This is a genomic window from Microbispora sp. NPDC046933 (genome assembly GCF_040644635.1).
GTDB lineage: Bacteria > Actinomycetota > Actinomycetes > Streptosporangiales > Streptosporangiaceae > Microbispora.
In genome coordinates this window covers 30,341-50,732 of record NZ_JBEYWW010000040.1, presented here as the reverse complement: position 1 = coordinate 50,732, position 20,392 = coordinate 30,341, and the positions used below count along the sequence as shown (strand labels likewise).

Genomic DNA, 20,392 nt, shown 5'->3' with positions numbered 1-20,392 from the left:
CGGGGCCCATGGCCGTCCACGAGAACACGTCCTGCCCCAGTCGCCTGAGCCGGCGGGCTCAGGCGACCGAGGGAACTCTGGACCTGTTCACCGAGCCGGGTGGGAAGGTTCGGATCAGACGTGGGTGACCAGGAGGGTCACGCCCGCCTCACCGCCGCAGTCGACGAAAACAGGACCGACGCCGTTACCGATCTCAGGGGCGAGGGTCGCCTTCGCCACGAACTTCTTCGGATTGTCGTCGATTATGCGGACGTTCTGCAGCACCGGGTGCTCCCTGTCGAACCCGGAAAGCACGGCCTTGAGCCCTTTACCGCCCCCGCAGTGGCCGGTGATCGTCACCTCCTGGCCTCGCTTGGCGGTGGGGTTGGGGCTGACCTGAACCACCGCCCTGGCACCCTTCGGCGGCTTCTTCATGGCTGTCGCGGCGACGGTCTCGCCGGCGGCGCCGGCCTGGGCACCAGCCGGCGCACCCGCCAACCCCAGCACACCGGCCGTCAAGCTCAGCCCGGCGATCGCACTGATCACTCTCTTGTTCATGGCGATTCCTCCAGTTCTCGTCTGGTTTGACTCGACGGGAAACGCTAGGCCGGGCCGCAGCAGAAGCGCGTCATCCGTTGTTCGTCACTTGACCGTGCACCATTCTCGGTACGTGCTACACCGAAGGGAGTAGGCATCGGGCCTCAACCGACCACACGAGGCCAGGACCTCGGGGCTTGAGCACGGCGACGTCCAGGCCGGTCGCGCCGGTATGAGGTCGGAAGACCGACTGCTCGCATCGCCCGGTATCGCCCCGGCGCCCGCGCACAGCTGGTCGCGGCCGGTCCGGCTACCGGTCAGAGTCGAGGGCCGAGGCCGCTTCCCGCATGGACGAGGGCATGACGCGGGACGGCGTGCGATGGCATGCGATGGCGGTCCGGGCGGATTGACCGATCTCATCCAAGATCTGATACTGCGAGTCACGCCGCCTGTCACGGGGCGGGCGGGATTCGACTGCGCGATCGAGGTGGTGATGGGCAGGCGGGAGACACCGGTTCCGGACGGGCCGCTCCGGGAGTTCGCCGCCGACCTGCGCGAACTGCGGACCAACGCGCCCGGGACCCCGACCTATCGCGAGCTCGCCCGGAAGGCGAACTACTCCCCCTCGGTGCTTTCCCGCGCCGCAGCCGGGCACACCCTGCCGACCCTGGACGTCACCCTCGCCTTCGTGGCGGCCTGCGGCGGAGACGTCGAGGAGTGGCGCCGACGCTGGACCAGGCTGCACGTCACGCTCCAGCGCGCCTACCCCGACCTGATCAGCGAAGCGGACGAGCCGAGGGACGCGGCCGACGGACCCGGCGAGCCCACGCCCCCGGACGACACGGCCACCGGAGGAACCGCCGCAGCGGGTGCGGCCACGGGCCGGGTCACCGGAGGCCGGCTGCTCGTGGTCGCCGCGGTCGCCGCGCTGGCCGCCGCCGTCGCCCTCGCCGTGGCATCACCGTGGTCGTCGGAGGCGAAGCACCGGGTCGCTCCCCCTTCGAGCGCCGCCCCCTCGCCGACGTCGGCCTACGACCCCGTCTACCTCGACCGGCGGCTGCCGTTGCCGGACTACAACTTCTACTTCGATCTCCAGACCGGCGTGGTCGCCGAGGGGGACGGCCCCTGGTCGATGAGCACCAACAGCGGAGGGGACGGTCACGGCGCCTTCGAGATTCCCGACGGCACCGACGTCTACATCTCCCCGGAACCGTCCCTGACCCCCGACCGGTGCGCGGCGCAGGCCTCCCCCGCCCCGTCGTACGGCGTGCGCTTCCGGCGGGTTCCCCCGGGGACGCTCTTCTGCCTGCGCTCACGCGGGACCGGGGCGATCGCCCTGATCAGGGTGATCGAGACCGACGACGGCAACTACGCCGCGAAGATCTCCCTCGACTACTACCAGCGCCGCCGGTGAATCCCCGCCGGAGCCGGCCGCGCCGCCGCACCAGGTGGGGCACGCCTCCGTCACCGCGGCCGGCCTTGGGGAAGCCCGCCTTCCGGGCGGCGGCAAGGAGCGCGGTCACAGTTCGAGGACGAGGCGGGCGGACCGGGCCCGCGACACGCAGATGAACATGACGTCGCCGGCCTCGCGCTCCTCCTCCGTCAGCAGGTCGTCGCGGTGGTCGGGGACGCCGTCGAGCACCGCCGTCTCGCAGGTGCCGCAGGTGCCCTCGCGGCAGGACGACAGCACCGCGACGCCCGCCTCCTCGACCACCTCCAGGATCGAGCGGCCCTCCGGCACGGTCAGCGTCCTGCCGGTCAGGGCCAGCTCCACCTCGAAGGCGCCCTCCGCCGCGCCCTCCGCCGTGCCCCCCGCCGCGCCCTCCGCCGTGCCCCCCGCCGCGCCCGCGCCGTTCCTGGCCGCGGGCACGAAGCGTTCGACCCGCAGCGCCCCCTTGGGCCAGGAGGCGCACCTCTCCTGCGCCGCGGCCAGCAGCGGCTCGGGTCCGCAGCAGTAGACCAGGGTGTCCGCGCGCGGGACGCCGAGCACCGCGTCCAGGTCGAGCAGGCCCGTCTCGTCCTGCGGGCACAGCTCCACCCGGCCCGGGTGCTCTCGCACGAGCCGGTCGGCGAACGCCATCGAGGTCCGGGTGCGCCCGCCGTACACCAGCCGCCAGCCGGCCCCGCGCCGCGCCGCTTCCTCGATCATGGGCAGGATCGGGGTGATGCCGATGCCGCCGGCGACGAACAGGTAGCGGGGCGACTCGGCGAGGCCGAAGCGGTTGCGGGGACCCCGCACCCGGATCGTGTCGCCCTCGGCGAGCCGGTCGTGCACGTACGCGGAGCCGCCCCGCCCGCCGGGCTCCCGGAGCACCGCGACCTGGAAGACCGAGGAATCGCGTGGGTCGCCGCACAGCGAGTACTGCCTGACCAGTCCCGGGCCGAGCAGCAGGTCGACGTGGGCGCCCGGCGTCCAGACGGGCAGCGGGCCGCCGTCGGGACGGACGAGACGCAGGAGGACGACGCCCTCGGCGGCGGGCACCTTGCCCGCCACCTTCAGGTCGAGCTCCGGCTCCGTGACGGGCATGGTCGCCGAGGTTTCCTTCCTGGTGGGTGTCCGTCTCAGACGAGCGCGGCGGCCGGGGCCGGGGAGCCGGGCCCCGCCGCGGGGCGGGGCCGGTGGCCCTCGGGGTGGCCGAGCAGCCAGTCCCACAGGGCCACCGGATCCTCGAACTCCCGCTCCGCCCCGCAGAAGCAGGAGGCGTGCAGCCGGTCCGTCCCCGGCAGCCAGCGGATGCGGTAGACGGTGCGGCCTGCCCGCGCACCGGAGTCGTCCTCGTTCATCGGACGGTGGTCTGCGAGGGCGCGGAGTCGGCCGGCACGGAGTCGGCCGGCAGGGGGCCGGCCATCCGGGCGAGCAGGCGGCGGGCGGCCAGCCCGCCGGTGTCGATGTTCACCGACAGCTCCTGGTATCGGTCCGGCTCCGCGGCGAGGACCCGCTCCAGCGTGTTGAGCGCGGCCACGTCCTGCAGCACGACGGTGCGGTTGCTGTCCCGCAGGAAGTCGGAGACCTTCTCGTCGTCGAGCGCGAAGTCGCGCGCCACCGCCCAGAAGTCGTAGGTGCTGCTCTCCGTGGACGGGGTTATCGCGTACACGACCTCGACGTGGAAGGCGTGCGGGTCCGTGCCGTCGGCGGCGGGCGGGGGCGACCCGACCGGGGCGACCCGGCTGTGCAGCAGATACAGGCACGGGGGGTGATACTCGATGTCCTGCCAGCGGGTGATCCGGCCCTTGATGCCGGTCGACTCGGCGTAGAACGGCGGGCAGGCCGCGTCGTCCATGTGACGGCTGACGTAGACGACGCCCGCGTCCTCGTCGACCTCCGTGGTGATCGGGGTCTCGGCCACCTCCGGAGTGCCGATGTAACCGCCGTGCAGGTACGTCTCGTGGGACAGGTCGAGGAGGTTGTCCACGAGCAGGCCGTACCGCGCGTTCAGCGGCTCCATCCCGCACACCGTCGCGTACTCGGGCGAGACCAGCCAGGGGGCGCGCGGCGGCAGCGTGCCGCCCGGCTCGCGGTCGCCGATCCACACCCAGACGAACGAGTCCTGCTCCACCACGGGATAGGTGCGCAGCCGCGCGGTGCGCGGGACGCGCCGCTGCGCGGGCACGGCGACGCAGACGCCGTCCGGGCCGTAGGTGAAGCCGTGGTAGCCGCACACCACGCGGTCGCCGACCAGGTGGCTGGGCGACTCGGACAGGGGGAACCGGCGGTGCACGCAGCGGTCGGCCATCGCCACGGCCTGCCCGTCCTCGGTGCGGTAGAGCAGGATCGGCTCGTTCAGGATGGTGCGGCCGAGCTGACTGCGGCCCACCTCGTGGCCGTAGGCGGCGACGTACCACTGGTTGCGCGCGAACTCGGTGACGATCACAGGTCACTCCTCGGGGCAGGCGGGCAGAGGCCGCCTGCGCAGGTCGGGTTTGCGGATCTTGCCGGAACCGGTCTTCGGCAGCGCGTCGACGACGTCGACGTAGACCGGGATCTTGTACTTCGCGAGCCGGGGACGGAGGAAGTCCCGCAGTTCGCCGGGGGTGACGGCGGTGCCGGGGCACGGCACGACGAAGGCGCGGCCGACCTCGCCCCACGTGTCGTCGGGCACCCCGACCACGGCGGCCTCCGCCACGGCCGGGTGCTCGAAGAGCGCGCCCTCGACCTCCGCCGGGTAGACGTTCTCCCCGCCGGAGATGTACATGTCCTTCACCCGGTCGACGATGTAGAGGTGGCCTTCGTCGTCCAGGGTGGCGATGTCGCCGGAGCGGAACCAGCCGCCCTCGGTCAGCGCGGCGGCGGTCGCCCCCGGATCGCGCCAGTAGCCGGGGGTGACGTTCGGCCCCCGCACGAGCACCTCACCCGGCTCGCCGGGCGCCACGGGGCTGAGGTCGGGCCGGACCACGCGCACGTCGGCGAAGAACACCGGAACCCCGGCCGAGCCCACCTTGCGCACGCTCTCGCCCGCCTCCAGGAAGGTCGCGCCCGGCGAGGTCTCGGTCAGCCCGTAGCCCTGGCAGAAGACCAGGCCCCGCTCCTGGTAGGCGCGGATCAGCGCGACCGGGATGGCCGCTCCCCCGGACATGAGGGTGCGCAGCGAGGACAGGTCGGCGCGGGGCCACCGCGGCGACCGCACCAGCGCGGCGAACATCGCGGTGACCCCGAACATCCAGGTGACCCGGTGCCTCTCGATGAGGTCGTAGCACCGGTCGACGTCCCACGACGGCATGATGACCGAGGTGCCGCCCTTGAGGAAGGTCGGCAGCAGGGTCTGGTTCAGGGCCGCGACGTGGAACAGCGGCGCGCTGATCAGCGTGACCTCGGTGCTCGCCACGTCCACGCCGATCAGGACGTGGAAGCAGTTCCACACCAGGTTGGCGTGGCTGAGCATGGCGCCCTTGGGCCGCCCGGTGGTGCCGGACGTGTAGAGGATGAGGGCGATGTCGTCGAGCGCCACCGGGGTGTCGATCGGCGTGGGATCGCCCTGCGAGAGCCAGGTCTCGTAGTGTCGCTCCCCCTCCACCGGGGACTCGAGCGCCACGACCGTGCGCGGTCCTGGCAGGTCCGGCAGGCCCCGCACCACCGCCGCGCACTCCGGCGCGTACACGAGGACCGACGCGCCCGAGTGCTCCAGCATGTACGCGATCTCGGGCACGGCCAGCCGGAAGTTCAGCGGGACGAAGATCCCGCCGATCACGTGGGTGGCGAACATCGTCTCGGCGAAGGCCACGTGGTTGGGGCCGAGGTAGGCGACCCGGTCCCCCGCCCGCACCCCCGCCTCGCGCAGCCGCGACGCGAGCCTCGTCGTCCGCTCGTGGACCTCCGCGTAGCTGACCGGCCGGTCCGCGTGGACGAACGCGGTGCGGTCCGGGCTCATCTGGGCCCGGCGGGCAGGCCAGCCCCCCAGTCCGGCGTTGCGCATCGATGTCACCCCTCGTCGTCAGGCGGAGGACGGTTTCGCCGTGTCCGCGACGCGGCCGGACTCGGGCACGGCGGGAGCGAGCGAGGTCAGGTCGCGGCGGCTGGTCTCGCGCAGCGCCAGGACGCAGGCCACGGTCAGCAGGCAGCAGGCGGCGATGATCACCGAGATCGTCGTCGTCCCGCCGCCGGTCGACGCGTCGAGCTGCGCGAACAGCAGCGGCGCGAGACCGGCGCCGAGCCCGGCGATCTGGTAGCCGAGCGAGGCTCCCGTGTAGCGGCTCCCGGTGGCGAACAGCTCGGTGTACAACGCCGCGAGCGGGCCGTACATCAGCGGGTGGACGATCGCCTGGCCGAGCACGAGCGCGACGGCGAGCACGGCCGTGCTGCCGGAGTCCACCATCGGGAAGAGCGCGAAGCCGTACGCCGCCATGAGCACCGCGCCCGCCAGCACCACCGGGCGGCGCCCGACCCGGTCGGACAGCGCCGACCAGCCGACGATGCCCAGGACCGCCAGCGCGGACGAGAGCGTGAGCGCGTTCAGCACCGCCTGCCGGGCGAAGCCGGCGCGCACGCCGTACGCGATGAGATAGGTGGTGAGGGTGCCCTGGGCCACGAAGGCGGACAGTCCGACGCCGACCCCGAGCAGGAGGGCCCTGGGGTGGTCGCGGAACACGTCGAGCAGCGGCAGCCGGGACGCGCGCTGCCTGGCGGCCTCGAACACGGGAGTCTCCTCGACCCGCAGCCGGACGAACAGGCCGACCGCCAGCAGCAGGATGCTGATCAGGAACGGCACCCGCCAGCCCCAGGTCAGGAACGCCTTTTCGTCCATGACGGCGGCCGTGCCGCTGAGCACCGCCGTGGACAGCACCATGCCGGAGGGGGCTCCGGCGTTGGTGAAGCTCGCCCACAGGCCGCGCCTGCTGGTGGCGTGCTCGGCCGACATCAGCACGGCGCCGCCCCACTCGCCGCCGACGGCGACGCCCTGCAGGATCCGGAGCGCGACGAGCGCGATCGGCGCGAGGCTGCCGATCTGCGCGTAGGTGGGGAGCAGGCCGATGAGGAAGCTGGCGACGCCCATCAGGGTCATGGTCAGCACGAGCATGCGCTTGCGTCCCAGCCGGTCGCCGTAGTGACCGAAGATCACGCCGCCGAGCGGCCTCGCCAGGTAGCCCGTGGCGAACGTGCCGAAGCTGGCCACCGTCGCCGTGAGCGAGTCGAGGGAGGAGAAGAAGACCTTGTTGAAGACCACGGCCGAGGCCGTGGCGTACAGCAGGAAGTCGTAGTACTCGATGACGCTGCCCAGGAAGCCGGAGGTCACCGCGCGGCGGAGCTGAACTGGGCTGGGGGGTGTGACTGACAGGTTCGGCATGACCGAGCTCCTCGTCCGGGAGCGAGCTGAGACTCTCGCCTTCTCGTCCGGAGGTTAGGCAGATTCCTAACGGAGGTCAATACTTTGCCCAATATGGATGCCCTCGGACCGGTCCTGACGCCCGGGCCTCGGTCTCCATCACCCCCGTCGTACCCTGCCCGCCGCGGCGCCCACAGGAGAGACAGAGGTCACATTCGGCGGGTGTTACGTCTGCGCCCGCTTGTGTGTCTAGGGGGTGAAACAGCAGACAACCGTAGCGAGAACGGAAAAACATCATGAGCAAGGTCTGGTTTGTCACCGGCTCGTCCCGCGGCCTGGGCCGCAACTTCGTCGAGGCCGCCCTTTCCCGTGGGGACAAGGTGGCCGCGACCGCCCGGAACACCACGAGCCTCGACGAACTGGTCGCCGCCCACGGCGACGCGGTGCTTCCACTCGAGCTGGACGTGACCGACAAGGCCGCCGTCTTCGAGAGTGTGAAGCAGGCCAAGGAGCACTTCGGCCGTCTCGACGTCATCGTGAACAACGCCGGCTACGCGCGGATCGGCGCGATCGAGGAGCTGACCGAGCAGCACCTGCGCGACCAGTTCGAGACCAACCTGTTCGGCGCGGTGTGGGTGATCCAGGCCGCGCTGCCCTACCTGCGCGAGCAGGGCGCGGGACACGTCATCCAGTTGTCCTCGGCCGCCGGACTCATCGCGATGCCGCTCGGCGGCGCCTACCAGGCATCCAAGTGGGCCCTGGAAGCCCTGAACGAGACCCTCGCCCACGAGGTCGCCGACTTCGGCATCAAGGTGACCGTGATCGAGCCCGCCGGCTTCGCCACCAGGTCCGGCAAGAACCCCGACCCACTCGACAACGGCCACGTGGCCGAGGCCGACCCGGTCTACGACGGCCTCCGCCGGCGCCTCGCCGGGGTCATGGGAAAGCAGCCCGCCGGCGACCCGGCCGCCGCGGCCCAGGCACTTCTCAAGATCGTCGACTCCGACAACCCGCCCCTGCGGGTGCTCTTCGGCCAGGGCTTCTACCCGATGCTCCAGCAGGTCTACGCCGACCGGCTCAAGACCTGGGCCGACTGGCAGGATCTTTCGATGGAGGCTCACGGCAATCTCCATCGGGAAGATCGGTGATCCCCGATCCGAGATTTCCCAGCCTCCGGCCACCGGGGCCGGCCGCGAAGGAGAAGGACCGAGATATGAGCGCCCACGCCGGCAACCCGGCGACCGAGGCTTTCCTCGCCCACCGCAACCTGCTTTTCACCGTCGCGTACGAGATGCTCGGATCGGCGGCCGACGCCGAGGACGTCCTCCAGGAGGCCTGGCTGCGATGGGTCAAGGCCGACGTGGAGCAGGTGCACGACCAGCGCGCCTACCTGGTCAGGATCACCACCCGGCAGTCCCTCAACCGCCTGCGCAGCATGAAGCAGCGCAAGGAGGCGTATTTCGGCCCCTGGCTGCCCGAGCCGCTGCTGACCGCGCCGGACGTGGCCGAGGACGTCGAGCTCGCCGAGAGTCTGTCGATGGCGCTCATGCTCGTCCTCGAGACGCTGTCGCCGACCGAGCGTGCCGTCTTCGTGCTGCGCGAGGCCTTCGATGTCGGTTACGACGAGATCGCGGCCGCCGTCGGCAAGAGCCCGGCGGCCGTCCGCCAGATCGCCTACCGCGCCCGGCGGCATGTCGATGCCCGCCGCCCTCGCGAGGCTGTCTCCGCCGATGAGACCCGGGCGGCTCTGGAGGCGTTCCGGCGCGCGCTCGAAGCCGGCGACCTGCAGGGCCTGCTCGACGTGCTCGCCCCCGAGGTCGTCTTGGTGAGCGACGGCGGCGGCGTCAAGCAGGCCGCGCCGCGGCCCGTCATCAGCGCCGGCAAGGTGGCCCGCTTCATTCTCGGCGGCATCGGCAAGGCCGAGGTCACGATCAACGGTCAGCCCACCGTGGTCAACGGCAGCCCGGCACTGATCCTCCGGGTGGACGGCGAGATCGACGGCGTCATCGCGATCCGTGTCGAGGACGCCCGCATCACCGGCCTCTACTACGTCCGCAACCCGCAGAAGCTGACCCGCATCGAATCCGAGACCCCGCTCACCCTGCGATGAACGCCGGTGGCGGAATGGACCAGGACGGCTGCCGCCCGCCCGTCGAGGGGATTGGGCGGGAGCCGTACGGGATCGCGCCGGCGGCGCGGCCTCAGACGGCCGCCTTGCGCTCGCGCAGCAGTTCGCGCGCCTGCAGGAACGGCGCCCGCAGGAAGGCCAGGTGATCCTCCTGCCCGTGCCGGTGGCAGACCTGGCCGGGCCACAGACGCCGGCTGCGCTCGTCGATGTAGGCGAGAGAGCCGTCGATGAGGTTCAGCATGTGATCGACCGTGGCCGCGTCGAACCGGGCGTACTCCTCGCCCGTGCGCAGGTAGACCGGAGACGTGTGGGCCATGATCGGCCTGGCCCACACGTCGTGGTGCCGGGCGACGCCGGCGCCCGGTCCGTAGCAGCGCGCGGCGATCCAGCTGTCCTCGGCCACGGGCACGTCCGCGGTCAGTTCGAGCACGCGGCCGGGGGTGTCGATCCGGCGCTCGGCGACGACGTGGCCGTTGACCACGATCTCGAGCCGGTCGACGTCGAAGATCGACTGAACGCGGGCCCCGACGCGTACGCTTCCGCTCGCCGGCACGCGGGTGTCCTGGCCCGGCCGGCGGCCGTCCACGTCGAGCCACAGGAGCGGGCCGCTGGTGACGAAGGTCGCGCCCGCCCGGACGGCCCGGCACCAGGCCCAGTAGTCGAACTCCTCGTCCGGCGGCACGTGCGCGTAGGTGCGGATGAGGCCGATCGGCACCTCGCTGCTCATCTTGTCGGTGCCGCCCACCAGGGTGATCCGGTAGCCGGCGTTGAGATAGCGGTAGTACTCCTGGATGTTGTAGGGGTCGTAGGCGATCATCTCGACGGCGTCGAGCCTGCCGGTGGCGAGCAGGGCCGCGGCCTCGCCGTTGGGCACGGGGAAGTGCGCCAGCACGACGGTGCCGCCCTGCTCGTGGCACTCGTCGGCCCAGTGGGACAGGGTGGTCTCCAGACCGCCGCCGAGCTCCGACTCCTCGGCGCCGCCGGTGCACCACGGCATGATCGGGCGGCGCAGGCCGAGCAGGTTGATGTGGCCGAGCATGCCGCTGCGGTTCTCCTGCCCCGCGAACACGTGCGTGTGCCCGTCGTGGGAGGTGTGCGGGCGCCCGGTGAACTCCTCGGTGTTGGTGAACAGGTGTCCCCACTGGCTGAGCAGCAGATTGGTGACCCGGACGTCCTCGCCGCGGGCCTCCAGCTCCGCGCCGAGGGTCGAGACGAAGTGCACGTGGGTGTCGCCGCTGTACCAGCCGTCGGCGGCCAGGTCCGTCACCCTGCCCAGCGTGAGCTCCAGCTCGGTCTGGCCCGGCCGGATGGTGACCGTGGTGTGCAGCGGCTCGTACTCGAACCCGCGGGCGGCCTCGACCGTGACCTCGCCGAGCGGCAGCCAGCCCTCGCAGGTGCCGTCGACGTAGGAGTAGGTCGTGGTGCCGAGGCGGACGTCGCCGCCGATGTCGAGGTTCCAGGTGTTGCCGTCGGAGTTGATGTGCCCGTGATGGCCGTGCGGCGGGTAGGGCACGCCGTCGGCGGAGCGGAAGTGGATGCGGCACGGGACCGGCTCGCCGGTGGCCGCGTCCCTGACCGTGGTGCGCACCCAGGCCCGCCCGGCGTCGGGGACGCGCCAGGTGACCCCGCCGTCGCCGTGCCGCCCGGCGGCGAGCAGTTCCTCCCATCCGCAGGCGCTGATCACCGTCTCCCCGCGGGTGAGCGTCAGCCGCGCCGACGGGGTGGCGGTGACGCGTACGTAGCCCTGGTGGTGCTCCCCCACCGGCGTCCCCCAGGCCGGTGTGTCCCCGGCTGCCGCGTCGCCGGAGCCGACCGTGCGGTAGACGTAGGTCGCCGATCCCCGGTCGACGGTCACCGCCAGGTCCTCCGTGACCGGCCCCGCCGACGGGTCGAGGTCGAGCAGGACGTCGCGCCACACCGTACGCCCGAAGGGGTCCTCGTCGAGCTCGCTGGTGGTCAGCGCGCCGACGAGGATGGCCGGGCCCGCCGAGTGGATCTCCAGGGCGCGGACCGTCAGGTCCGGCCGGGGGTTGCGGCAGGGCCACAGGTAGAACCGGTAGGGCAGGACGTACGGCGACCGGGCCTGCGGGTCGTCGATGTCCACGAAGCGCGCCCCGGCGGCGTCGAAACGCCCGTGGGTGCGCGGCATCAGCCGGTGCTGGGCGTCGGGGACGGCCAGGAACGGGGTCTGCCCCCAGTCGAGAGGAATGGCGCGGTCGCTCCACAGCCGGGGCGTGGGCCCGATCTCCAGGCGCTGGCGCACCGGCAGCCGCTCGGTGGTCCCGTCGTCGTAGACGAGGGTGTAGTGCCCGCAGAGCTGACCGGCCGTCTGCCCGTCGAACAGGTCGGGGGACTCCAGGGCGTGAGCGACCACCATCCACGTGAACGCGCGGTTCACCGGAACGGTGACGGTCGCCGGGTCCGGGCCGCCCACGCGCAGCAGCGCCGCGCCCGTGTTCCCTTCGTCGTTCCCTTCGTCGCCGAACAGGAACGGCAGGCCGTAGAGCGTACGCGGCCCGAGCGGATAGGAGTCGCCGTCGTCGAGGACCGAACGCGGCGCGTTCAGCACACCGGCCAGGTCGAGCGGCAGGTAGCCCCGGCAGCCGCCGGGCGAGGACGTGTCGTGATCAGGCATTTCCGATGGCGGGCTCTCTCCGCCCCGCGGGCGGCTCGTCGACGGACGTCTGGGCCAGTCCGGCGTAGAGCCGGGGTGCGCGGGCCCGCAGGTAAAGGGCCCTGACCACTCCGGCCACGACGGCGACCACGCCGAGGCCGACGATCAGGATGTTGGTCGTGGTGCCGGCGCCGGTCAGCAGCGGCAGGTTGCTCAGGACGAGGAAGAGCACCACGGCCAGGGCGGCGAAGCTGAGCCCGGGGGCGATCGTGGTCCGGAAGATCCCGGCCTCGGGCGCCTGTCTGCGCAGGAAGCGGATGATCGCCAGGGAGCAGAACGCCCACAGGCAGATGATCCCGAGGAACCCGAGCGCGCTGCCCCACAGCAGCAGCCCCAGGTAGGGGTCGATCCCGAAGACCGCGAACACCACGACGGCCACGGCGGCCAGCACGGTCTGCACGAGGCCCGCCGTCAAGGGGGCCTTGGTCCGCGGGTGGGTGCGGCCGAGCGCCCGGGGCAGCAGTCCCTCGCGGCCCATGGCGTAGAAGTAGCGGTTGGCCGCGTTGTGCAGCGCGAGCAGGGCGGCGAACGCGCTGGTCAGCAGCAGGATGTGCATGACCTCGGTGATCGGGGCGGGCACGTACCTGTCGAAGACGGCGACGACGAGGTTGACCGGGTCGGCCTCGGCCGCGGGCCCGATCTTGTCGACGCCGTACGCCATGACGATGACCCAGGTGATGAAGGCGTAGAACACGGCGATGAACCCGACCGCGATGTAGGTCGCCCGGCGGACCGTACGGATGCCGCCCCGCGCCTCCTCGCTGAAGATCGCGGTGGCCTCGAAGCCCATGAACGCCCCGGCGACCAGGGCGAACATCGCCCCGTTGCCCGGGTCGAAGACTCTGCCGGGCGCGAACGACTCGGCGGACCAGTCGCCGGCACCGCCCTTGAGCAGGACGTAGGCCGCCAGCACGACGAGCACGGCCGTCTCCAGCACCAGCAGGGTCCCGAGGATCCGGGCGCTGGTGTGGATGCCCCGATATCCGAGCCATCCCACGAAGATCAGTCCGACGATCGCGAACACCCACCACGGCACGTCACGGTGGAAGTAGTTCTTGAACGTCTCGTTGGCGTACACACCGAGGGCGCCGTACGTGCTGATCTGCAGGGCGTTGTAGGCGACCACGGCGAGCATCGCCGCGCCCGAACCCGCCGGCTTGCCCAGGCCGCGCGAGATGGTGGCGTAGAAGGCTCCCGCGTTGCGGACGTAACGGCTCATGGTCATGAAACCGACGGCGAACAGCGCCATGACCACGCCGGCGACGAGGTAGCCGCCGGGGACGGCGGCGCCGCCCTTGAGGAAGTGCAGGGGGGCGACCGCGACGATGAGCGTCAGCGGGGCCAGCGCGGCCAGGACCGTGAAGACGAGGTCCTTGGTCCCCATCGCGTTGCTGGCCAGGGAGCCGGGCGCGTTCGCGGAGCTCCCGGGGGGATGAGCTGGCATGGTGTTCCTCACTGCGGGGTCGGCGGCCCGCGGGCAGGCGGGCGACCGCCCGCGGGCTCGGGGCTGAAGGCGGATGGGCCCGAAGGCAGGAAGGGGACAGGAAGGGGGAACGGTCAGCGGGTGACCGCGACGAAGACCTTCTCGCTCGGCTCCAGCGTGATCCAGTCGCCGCGGAAGCCCTGCGGGATGTGGAACGACTCCCCCGGGCCGAACTCCTTGCGCCGCCCGGAGTCGTCCTGGACGGCGACGCGGCCCTTGAGGACGAAGCAGATCTCGTCATAGGGCCAGGAGTCGAACCGTACGGCGCCGGGCTCGCCTCTCCAGAAACCGCCGGTGAACGCGCTCGCGCCGCCGCCGAAGACCCGGAACTCCTCCTCCGTCCACTCGGCGGACAGCAGATGATAGTCGCTCAGCGGGGGCACGAAGCGCTCGCCGTTCCCGGCCGTGATCGCGCGGACGGCGTCGATGCCCGTCCGGCTCTGCGCGTCGCTCACGATGCGGCTCCTCTGTGGTTCTTCGCGTGGCTGCTCTCGACGCGGCCGCGTAGGCCGAAGCGGCGCAGGACGTTGTGGGTGATGCGCTCGACGAAGGGGTCGCCGAGGCTGAGCACGTGGGACCACTCGGTGGTGCCCCCGTTGAAGACCTCGCCGTCGCCGCGGGTGAACGCCGCGATCATCCCGGCGCCCCGCATCTCGCCCTCGTGCACGTAGCCGGGCAGGTCGTCGCCGAGGTCCGCGTTGTAGTTGTAGACCTCCTCCTCCGGACCGCCGATCGGCACCCGGCCGCCGAAGCGGTCCTCCTCCCCGCGTACGGCCGGTGCGAGAGCCAGGATCTCCAGCGTCTCCGGGGCGCCGTCCTCGAACGTCGGGTACGGCAGGCCGCGCCGGAAGGTGTACTCGACCGAGTCGAGCTCGAAGGCCGCCAGGAAGTACGGGGGCCCGCCGAGCAGGTCGCCGTAGTAGAGGTCGGTCCCCTCGAACGCCCAATGGTGCGGCCGGTAGACCGTGAAGCCTCCCGACGAGCGCGGGGTGGCGACGCCGTAGCGGTTGTAGATCCCGCCGAGGCCGTTGAGCCCGATGGTGGTGGCACCGGGACGTCCGACCGACTTGGCCTCCCACACGGTGGTGGCCAGGTGCGGCGTCGTGGCCGCCTCGGGGTCCAGCGACGGCAGCCGGTAGCAGTACTGCGTGGTCCCGTCGTCGCCGAGCCGCACCTGCCACTGGTAGTTGCCGCCGAACCTGGCCAGGTTGCCGCCGGCGTCGACGAACGCGTCGACCGTGTCGCGCATCCGCCACGACCAGTACTCGTCGTGCCCGACGACGATCGCGCAGGAGTACCCGTCCAGCGCGTGGGGGTCGAAGTGCAGGTCGTGCTGGGTCAGGTAGTCGATCTCGTAGCCGTTGCGCTCGGCCCACACCGCGAAGTGCCGCTCGTAGGTCGCCCAGAACGCGTCGGCGTGGTGGCGGCTGTACCCGAACAGGCGCGCCCACTCGTACGAGGGGTAGCGGGGGGCGCCGTTGATCGGCAGCGTGCCGGGGTTGGCCTCCCGCGGCGCGCCCGCCGGCTTGCGGATCATTCCGCGGGCGATCGGGCGCTGCGTCGAGGCCAGCGGCGATCCGTTGTCGGAACGCGGGTCGTCGCCCAGGCCGCGGTAGTGGTTGGCGCCGCCCCAGTCGTTGTAGGCCAGCATCGTGCTGGTGGTCAGCACGAGCGCGGCGGGGGCGCGCCGCCCGGCCGGCGCCTTGACGACGAAGAAGTGCTCCCGCTCCCACAGTTCGCCGGACGGCGTGACCGCGCGCACGGTGACGATGTAGAAGCCGCTCCGCCAGTCGTCGGGGATCTCCAGCTCCAGCCCCACCGGCCAGCCGCAGCCCGCCGCGTGGGCGTCGGCCGGCGCCTCGAACCGGCCCGCCGACAGCCCCTCGCGCGACCAGACGACGCGCGGCTCCAGCCCGTCGCGGACCACCTCCAGCTCGAAGGACGGGACGCTCGCGCTGAGATGGAAGCGGACGGTCTCCCCCGGGAAGTACGAGAACCGGTCGGTGTAGCACCACACCTCGGCCGCGTCCGGTGTGCTGAACGCACGCTCCGAGGGCCAGCCCTTCGGGGACCATGCGAAGGCGGCGGGAAGCCCCTTCGCAGCGTTCGTGTCGCTCACTGCTCCTCCTTGAGTGCGAGCAGGCTGATCAGGTCGTAGGCCACATGGGAGGCCGCGACGGAGGTGATCTCGGCGTGGTCGTAGGCGGGCGAGACCTCCACGACGTCGGCGCCGACCAGGCCGGCGCCCGCGAGGCCGCGCAGGATCTCCAGCAGTTCCCGGCTGGTCAGCCCCCCGGCCTCGGGGGTGCCGGTGCCGGGCGCGTGCGCCGGGTCGAGCACGTCGATGTCGACCGAGACGTAGAGCGGCCGGCCCCCGATCCGCTGCCGCAGCGCGTCGGCGACCTCGTCCACGCCCCGGCGCATCACGTCGGCGCTGGTGACGATGCCGAAACCCAGCCGGCGGTCGTCGTCGAGGTCCTTCTTGCCGTACAGCGGGCCGCGGGTGCCGACGTGGCACACCGCCTCGGTGTCGAGGATGCCCTCCTCGACCGCCCGGCGAAACGGCGTGCCGTGCGTGTACTCCGCCCCGAAGTAGGTGTCCCAGGTGTCGAGGTGCGCGTCGAAGTGCAGCAGCGCGACCGGGCCGTGCCGCCGGGCGGCCGCCCGCAGCAGCGGCAGCGCGATCGTGTGGTCGCCGCCGATCGTGACCAGCCGGGTGCCGCCCTCCATCAGCCCGGAGGCCGCCTCCTCGACGGTCTCGACCGCCTCGCGGATGTCGAACGGGTTGCACGCGATGTCGCCCGCGTCCGCCACCTGAATCGCCGCGAACGGCGAGACGTCCAGGCCCGGGTGGTACGGCCGGAGCAGGCGGCTGGCCTCGCGGACGGCCGAGGGGCCGAACCGGGCGCCGGGGCGGTAGGACACCCCGCTGTCGAACGGCACGCCCACCACCACCACATCGGCGTGCCCGACCTCGTCCAGCCGCGGCAGCCGCGCGAACGTGGCCGGTCCGGCGAACCGCGGAACCCGTGAGGAATCGACGGGCCCCCGAGGCACGGTCATACCTGATCCTTTCTCTCCACCCCGAAGCCCCAGGTCAGAGGCTTATGGATCGGCAAGTCTGCACGCAAACGGACTAAACCGGCAATTGGCGCATCAACGGAGAGTCGGCGGGTGGTTTGTGGATGAGAACAAACCGGCCAGGAGGGAGGCAGCAGCGTGGTGCATCGTCGAATGCATGGCAGCAATGTGACGGCCGTCAAAGATTTGCATGACGTGGGGAACGGTCTACCCTGCTGATGTGACCCTCGGCGGCGAAGACGACCAGACGGCGCCATCCCTGCGCCCGCAGTCCCTGATGTTCAGCTTCCTCGGCATCTACGTGCTGCATCGCGGCATCTCCGTCTACTCCGGGAGCGTCATCGACGTCTTCGCCCGCCTCGGCGTCTCCGAGGAGGCCGTACGGTCGACGCTCGCACGGATGGTGAAGCGGAACCTGCTGGCACGGCATCGGCGGGGACGGAAGGTGTATTTCGGGCTCACCCCGCATGCCGTGGAGGTCCTGGAGGACGGGCGCAGACGGGTGTGGGAGACCGGCGCGGTGAACCGGGACTGGGACGGCAGCTGGACGCTCGTCGGCTTCTCGATCCCGGACAGCCGCCGCAGCACCCGGCACGACCTGCGGTCCCGGCTCATCTGGAACGGATTCGGCCTGCTGCAGAGCGGGCTGTGGATCGCGCCGGGCGCCAAGGACGTCACCGACGTCCTCGCCCCTCTCGATCTGGGTGACCACGTGACCGTGCTGAACGCCAGGGCGTTCAAGCCGACCGAGGCGGCCGACCTCGTCGGCAAGGCGTTCGACATCGAGCAGATCGCCGCGCGCTACCGGGCCTTCCTCGCCCAGTGGGACGTCCCCCGGCCGGCTCCCGGCGCGCCCGACGACCTGGCGCGGCAGTTGCTGTTGCACACCGACTGGCTGCAGCTCGTCCGCCAGGATCCGCACCTGCCGGCCGAGCACCTGCCCGGGGACTGGCCGGCGATCCAGGCCGAGCGGACCTTCCAGACGCTCGCGCAGAGGTACGAGCCGCCCGCCGCCGAGGTGGCGGCCACCGTCCTGGACACGCTGGCCGTCTGACACCCGGCCGCGCCAGCCGGCCCCTTACGGCTCGACGCGGCGCGGCCGGGCGGACCCGGGGCCGGTCAGGCGGTGGTGCAGGCCGTGCCGTTGAGGGCGAAACCGGCCGGTGCGGTGTTGCTGCCGCTGTAGGAGGCCTGGAAGCCGAAGCTCGTGCCGCCTCCGGCAGGGATGGCGGGGTTGTAGGCGACGTTGCGCGCGGTGACCTGGGCGCCGGACTGGGTCACGCCGGCGTTCCACGCGTTGGTGATCTGCTGGTTGCCCGGCCACGTCCAGGTGACGGTCCAGCCGTTGACGGGAGCGGTGCCGGTGTTCGTGATCGTGACGTCCGCGGTGAAGCCGTTGTTCCAGGAATTGGCCCTGTAGGCGATCCGGCAGGAGGCGCCCTGCTGCGGGTTCGACGGGCTCGCGGACGGCGAGGGGCTTGGAGACGGCGACGGGCTCACGGACGGACTGACGGACGGGCTGACGGTGGCGCTCGGGCTCGGGCTCGGGCCGCTACCGGTGAGGCCGAAGAACTGGATGGCGACGGCGGCCATGCCGCTCGCCGGAAGGCTGTGGCCCGCGCCCTGGATGCTGTACGCCTCGACCCGTACCGTGCCGGAGGCGTCCGCGTAGCGGCGGCGGCTCCAGCCGGACTGCGGCGTGTCGGTGGCGGTCGGCGTCTGGCTCAGGCCGTGCACGTTCGTCCACTGCTTGACCTCCTCCTCCAGCTCGGCGTACGCGACGACGTTGTCGGCGGTGCCGTGCCACAGCTGCATCCGCGGCCACGGCCCCCGGTAGCCGGGGTTCGCGTTGCGGACCGCGTCGCCCCACTGCTGCGCGGTCCTGCCCACGCACGGGGCGGAGTTGCCCCCGGGGTTGTAGGCCGCCTCGTTGGGGAAGCACGTGAACGGCACGCCCATGAACGCCGCGCCCGCCTTGAAGACCTCGGGATACAGGGCGAGCATGGCGTTGGTCATCATGGCGCCCGAGGAGGCGCCGGTCGCGAACACCCGGTTCGGGTCGCCGTGGTACTGCTGTTCGACGTAGGTCACCATCGACATGAGCGACACCGGGTCGGTCTGGCCGCCGCGCACCTTGGACGCGTCGGACCAGTTGTCGAAGCAGTTCATCTTCTTCGACGCCGACGGGTAGATCACGATGAAGCCGTACCGGTCGGCCAGCGACGCGAACTCGGTGGACGAGTAGAAGCCCGGTCCCGAGCCGCCGCAGGTGTGCATGGCCAGCACGATCGCCGGGTTCTGCTGGGCGCTGTTCGGCACGTACACGTACATGCGCAGGTTGCCGGGGTTGGCGCCGAAGTTCGTCACCTCGGTCAGCGTGGCCGCGGCGGCGGGGTGCGCGGACACCGTCACCGACACCAGGGCCGCGGCGGCGCACAGCACCGCGGTGACGGCGCCGGCGAGCGCCGTGAGTAATCGCTTCATCCGCTCCTCCTTTTTTCAGGCGGCGGCGGTCTCCTCTTTCCCGTACGCCTTTCTGTGGGCCTTTTCCGCGCACGTTCCGGAATCGCCGCCCGCTCGGAAGTCGTGACGTTCAGCCGGTATACGGGCGGCACCGCCCGCGGTCAAGACAGGCCGGGAGGGGCATGGAGATCGAATATCAGTTTCGCCTGCATATCAAGCCACTTGCTATCAAGTGCATTGATACAGAACCACGAAACTTACATCTTCTGGATCGCGCGGTATCGTCGTCCGGTGACCGCCCGCCGTTCCCGTCCCGCCGCCCCGCCGTCCGCGCCCGCGGCGCGCCTCAGCTACCTCGTGTTCCGCCTGGAGCGCCGCATCCGCGCCCGCCTGGACGACGCGCTCGCCCGGCACGGCGTCACCACGACGGAATACATGGCGCTCAGCGAGCTGCGCACGCGCGACGGGGTGTCGTCGGCGGAACTGGCCCGCATCGCCTTCGTCACGCCGCAGGCGATGAACCTCGTCATCCGCGACCTGGAACGGCGCGGCCTGATCCGCCGCGACCCGCACCCGGACGGCGGTCGCACACTGTGCGCCCGCCTCACTCCCGAGGGGGCGTCCGTGCTGCGGCGATGCGACAGCTCGCTCGACGACATCGAGGCGGTCATGCTCGCGAAGGTCGACGACGCGACGCGCGAGACCCTCAGGGAGGGCCTCACCGTGTGCGCGCGGGCCCTGCGTCCCGACGCGTACTGACGAGGTCGTCAGAGCAGCCTGGTCATGAACACGCTGTGGGGATCGGGCCGGTAATCAGCGAAGGGTTCGCAGTAGCCGAACCCGAACTTTTCGTACAGCCTCCTGGCGGGCAGGAAGAAGTCGGCCGAGCCGGTCTCCAGGCTCAGCCGGCTGAAGCCCATCCGCCCGGCCTCGGTGATGATGTGCCCCAGGAGCAGGGACGCGATCCCACTGCGTTTGCGCGCCACCGCGGTGCGCATCGACTTCAGCTCGGCGTGCGCGGGGTCGAGCCTCTTGATCGCGCCGCAGCCCACGACGGTGTCGCCGTCCATCACCGACCAGAACGTGACGTCGGGCGTGCGCAGACCGTCGAGATCGAGGGCGTGCTTGCTCTCCAGCGGCGTGATGGACCGCATCTCGCGCACGTGTTCCCGCAGGAACTCGGCGATCTGCGGGCCGGACAGGTCATCCTCGACGATTCTCATCACGCTCGTTCATCCATCGGTGCCAGGACGTGCTCGGGGACATCGGTGCTCGGGGACCTCGCTGCT

18 protein-coding genes are annotated in these 20,392 nt (G+C 71.5%); 5 read left to right on the top strand and 13 right to left on the bottom strand.

Going from position 1 to position 20,392, the window contains the following annotated elements; genetic code table 11:
- Nucleotides 1-114 precede the first annotated feature (114 nt).
- Entirely contained in the window at nt 115-537 is a 423-nt protein-coding gene (locus ABZ857_RS37190; RefSeq protein WP_357053213.1) for a hypothetical protein, read from the bottom strand.
- Nucleotides 538-1,009: 472 nt separating this feature from the next.
- Between ABZ857_RS37190 and ABZ857_RS37185 the strand changes: the two genes are divergently transcribed.
- Nucleotides 1,010-1,930: a helix-turn-helix transcriptional regulator gene (locus ABZ857_RS37185; protein WP_357053210.1), complete on the top strand. Its 921-nt coding sequence runs from the start codon at nt 1,010-1,012 to the stop codon at nt 1,928-1,930.
- A gap of 105 nt (nt 1,931-2,035) precedes the next feature.
- Here the strand turns inward: ABZ857_RS37185 and ABZ857_RS37180 are convergent, their stop codons facing one another.
- Genes ABZ857_RS37180 through ABZ857_RS37160 form a run of 5 tightly spaced genes read right to left on the bottom strand, consistent with a single transcriptional unit; the run spans nt 2,036 to nt 7,295 of the window.
- Nucleotides 2,036-3,043: a PDR/VanB family oxidoreductase gene (locus ABZ857_RS37180; RefSeq protein ID WP_357053207.1), complete on the bottom strand. Its 1,008-nt coding sequence runs from the start codon at nt 3,041-3,043 to the stop codon at nt 2,036-2,038.
- A 35-nt stretch (nt 3,044-3,078) separates the two neighbouring features.
- Nucleotides 3,079-3,300: a hypothetical protein gene (locus ABZ857_RS37175; RefSeq protein WP_357053204.1), complete on the bottom strand. Its 222-nt coding sequence runs from the start codon at nt 3,298-3,300 to the stop codon at nt 3,079-3,081.
- Nucleotides 3,297-4,388: an aromatic ring-hydroxylating dioxygenase subunit alpha gene (locus ABZ857_RS37170; protein ID WP_357053201.1), complete on the bottom strand. Its 1,092-nt coding sequence runs from the start codon at nt 4,386-4,388 to the stop codon at nt 3,297-3,299. Before ABZ857_RS37170 ends, ABZ857_RS37175 begins: the two co-directional genes overlap by 4 nt.
- Before the next feature lie 3 nt (nt 4,389-4,391).
- Complete coding sequence (locus tag ABZ857_RS37165; protein WP_357053198.1) at nt 4,392-5,927, bottom strand: long-chain fatty acid--CoA ligase; 1,536 nt, start codon at nt 5,925-5,927, stop codon at nt 4,392-4,394.
- 18 nt (nt 5,928-5,945) lie between these two features.
- Entirely contained in the window at nt 5,946-7,295 is a 1,350-nt protein-coding gene (locus ABZ857_RS37160; RefSeq protein ID WP_357053195.1) for an MFS transporter, read from the bottom strand.
- Between the two features lie 275 nt (nt 7,296-7,570).
- Here ABZ857_RS37160 and ABZ857_RS37155 point away from each other — a divergent pair, with 275 nt between their 5' ends.
- Both ABZ857_RS37155 and ABZ857_RS37150 read left to right on the top strand, forming a co-directional pair.
- Complete coding sequence (locus ABZ857_RS37155; protein ID WP_357053192.1) at nt 7,571-8,422, top strand: SDR family NAD(P)-dependent oxidoreductase; 852 nt, start codon at nt 7,571-7,573, stop codon at nt 8,420-8,422.
- 65 nt (nt 8,423-8,487) lie between these two features.
- On the top strand, nt 8,488-9,384 hold the full coding sequence (locus ABZ857_RS37150; protein WP_357053189.1) for an RNA polymerase sigma-70 factor: 897 nt from the start codon (nt 8,488-8,490) through the stop codon (nt 9,382-9,384).
- A 91-nt stretch (nt 9,385-9,475) separates the two neighbouring features.
- On the opposite strand, the gene ABZ857_RS37145 is transcribed toward ABZ857_RS37150, so the two are convergent.
- From ABZ857_RS37145 to speB, 5 genes are all read right to left on the bottom strand, one after another.
- Nucleotides 9,476-12,037: a CehA/McbA family metallohydrolase gene (locus ABZ857_RS37145; RefSeq protein WP_357053186.1), complete on the bottom strand. Its 2,562-nt coding sequence runs from the start codon at nt 12,035-12,037 to the stop codon at nt 9,476-9,478.
- The gene (locus ABZ857_RS37140; protein WP_357053183.1) at nt 12,030-13,520 is read right to left on the bottom strand and encodes an APC family permease; all 1,491 of its coding nucleotides are present in this window, start codon (nt 13,518-13,520) and stop codon (nt 12,030-12,032) included. Before ABZ857_RS37140 ends, ABZ857_RS37145 begins: the two co-directional genes overlap by 8 nt.
- A gap of 113 nt (nt 13,521-13,633) precedes the next feature.
- A complete protein-coding gene (locus tag ABZ857_RS37135; protein WP_357053180.1) occupies nt 13,634-14,014 on the bottom strand; it encodes a cupin domain-containing protein in 381 nt (126 codons plus the stop codon).
- The gene (locus ABZ857_RS37130; RefSeq protein ID WP_357053177.1) at nt 14,011-15,678 is read right to left on the bottom strand and encodes a N,N-dimethylformamidase beta subunit family domain-containing protein; all 1,668 of its coding nucleotides are present in this window, start codon (nt 15,676-15,678) and stop codon (nt 14,011-14,013) included. Before ABZ857_RS37130 ends, ABZ857_RS37135 begins: the two co-directional genes overlap by 4 nt.
- The gene (gene speB / locus ABZ857_RS37125; protein WP_357053174.1) at nt 15,675-16,622 is read right to left on the bottom strand and encodes an agmatinase; all 948 of its coding nucleotides are present in this window, start codon (nt 16,620-16,622) and stop codon (nt 15,675-15,677) included. Before speB ends, ABZ857_RS37130 begins: the two co-directional genes overlap by 4 nt.
- Nucleotides 16,623-16,860: 238 nt before the next feature.
- On the opposite strand from speB, the gene ABZ857_RS37120 reads away from it, so the two are divergent.
- Nucleotides 16,861-17,694 carry a PaaX family transcriptional regulator C-terminal domain-containing protein gene (locus ABZ857_RS37120; protein WP_357053171.1) on the top strand — a complete coding sequence of 278 codons (834 nt, stop codon included), beginning with the start codon at nt 16,861-16,863 and terminating at the stop codon, nt 17,692-17,694.
- Nucleotides 17,695-17,759: 65 nt separating this feature from the next.
- On the opposite strand, the gene ABZ857_RS37115 is transcribed toward ABZ857_RS37120, so the two are convergent.
- On the bottom strand, nt 17,760-19,124 hold the full coding sequence (locus tag ABZ857_RS37115; RefSeq protein ID WP_357053168.1) for a PHB depolymerase family esterase: 1,365 nt from the start codon (nt 19,122-19,124) through the stop codon (nt 17,760-17,762).
- Nucleotides 19,125-19,394: 270 nt separating this feature from the next.
- Between ABZ857_RS37115 and ABZ857_RS37110 the strand changes: the two genes are divergently transcribed.
- Nucleotides 19,395-19,862, top strand: a complete 468-nt coding sequence (locus ABZ857_RS37110) for a MarR family transcriptional regulator (protein WP_357053166.1) — start codon at nt 19,395-19,397, stop codon at nt 19,860-19,862.
- An 8-nt stretch (nt 19,863-19,870) separates the two neighbouring features.
- Here the strand turns inward: ABZ857_RS37110 and ABZ857_RS37105 are convergent, their stop codons facing one another.
- On the bottom strand, nt 19,871-20,326 hold the full coding sequence (locus ABZ857_RS37105) for a GNAT family N-acetyltransferase (RefSeq protein ID WP_357053163.1): 456 nt from the start codon (nt 20,324-20,326) through the stop codon (nt 19,871-19,873).
- Nucleotides 20,327-20,392 lie beyond the last annotated feature (66 nt).

Excerpts from the sequence above, each read along its gene's own strand:
- speB (WP_357053174.1), bottom strand. The coding sequence starts at position 16,622 with ATGACCGTGCCTCGGGGGCCCGTCGATTCCTCACGGGTTCCGCGGTTC.
- ABZ857_RS37190 (WP_357053213.1), bottom strand. The coding sequence starts at position 537 with ATGAACAAGAGAGTGATCAGTGCGATCGCCGGGCTGAGCTTGACGGCC.
- ABZ857_RS37115 (WP_357053168.1), bottom strand. The coding sequence starts at position 19,124 with ATGAAGCGATTACTCACGGCGCTCGCCGGCGCCGTCACCGCGGTGCTG.
- ABZ857_RS37175 (WP_357053204.1), bottom strand. The coding sequence starts at position 3,300 with ATGAACGAGGACGACTCCGGTGCGCGGGCAGGCCGCACCGTCTACCGC.
- ABZ857_RS37105 (WP_357053163.1), bottom strand. The coding sequence starts at position 20,326 with ATGAGAATCGTCGAGGATGACCTGTCCGGCCCGCAGATCGCCGAGTTC.
- ABZ857_RS37150 (WP_357053189.1), top strand. The coding sequence starts at position 8,488 with ATGAGCGCCCACGCCGGCAACCCGGCGACCGAGGCTTTCCTCGCCCAC.
- ABZ857_RS37140 (WP_357053183.1), bottom strand. The coding sequence starts at position 13,520 with ATGCCAGCTCATCCCCCCGGGAGCTCCGCGAACGCGCCCGGCTCCCTG.
- ABZ857_RS37155 (WP_357053192.1), top strand. The coding sequence starts at position 7,571 with ATGAGCAAGGTCTGGTTTGTCACCGGCTCGTCCCGCGGCCTGGGCCGC.
- ABZ857_RS37145 (WP_357053186.1), bottom strand. The coding sequence starts at position 12,037 with ATGCCTGATCACGACACGTCCTCGCCCGGCGGCTGCCGGGGCTACCTG.
- ABZ857_RS37180 (WP_357053207.1), bottom strand. The coding sequence starts at position 3,043 with ATGCCCGTCACGGAGCCGGAGCTCGACCTGAAGGTGGCGGGCAAGGTG.
- ABZ857_RS37160 (WP_357053195.1), bottom strand. The coding sequence starts at position 7,295 with ATGCCGAACCTGTCAGTCACACCCCCCAGCCCAGTTCAGCTCCGCCGC.
- ABZ857_RS37185 (WP_357053210.1), top strand. The coding sequence starts at position 1,010 with ATGGGCAGGCGGGAGACACCGGTTCCGGACGGGCCGCTCCGGGAGTTC.
- ABZ857_RS37165 (WP_357053198.1), bottom strand. The coding sequence starts at position 5,927 with ATGCGCAACGCCGGACTGGGGGGCTGGCCTGCCCGCCGGGCCCAGATG.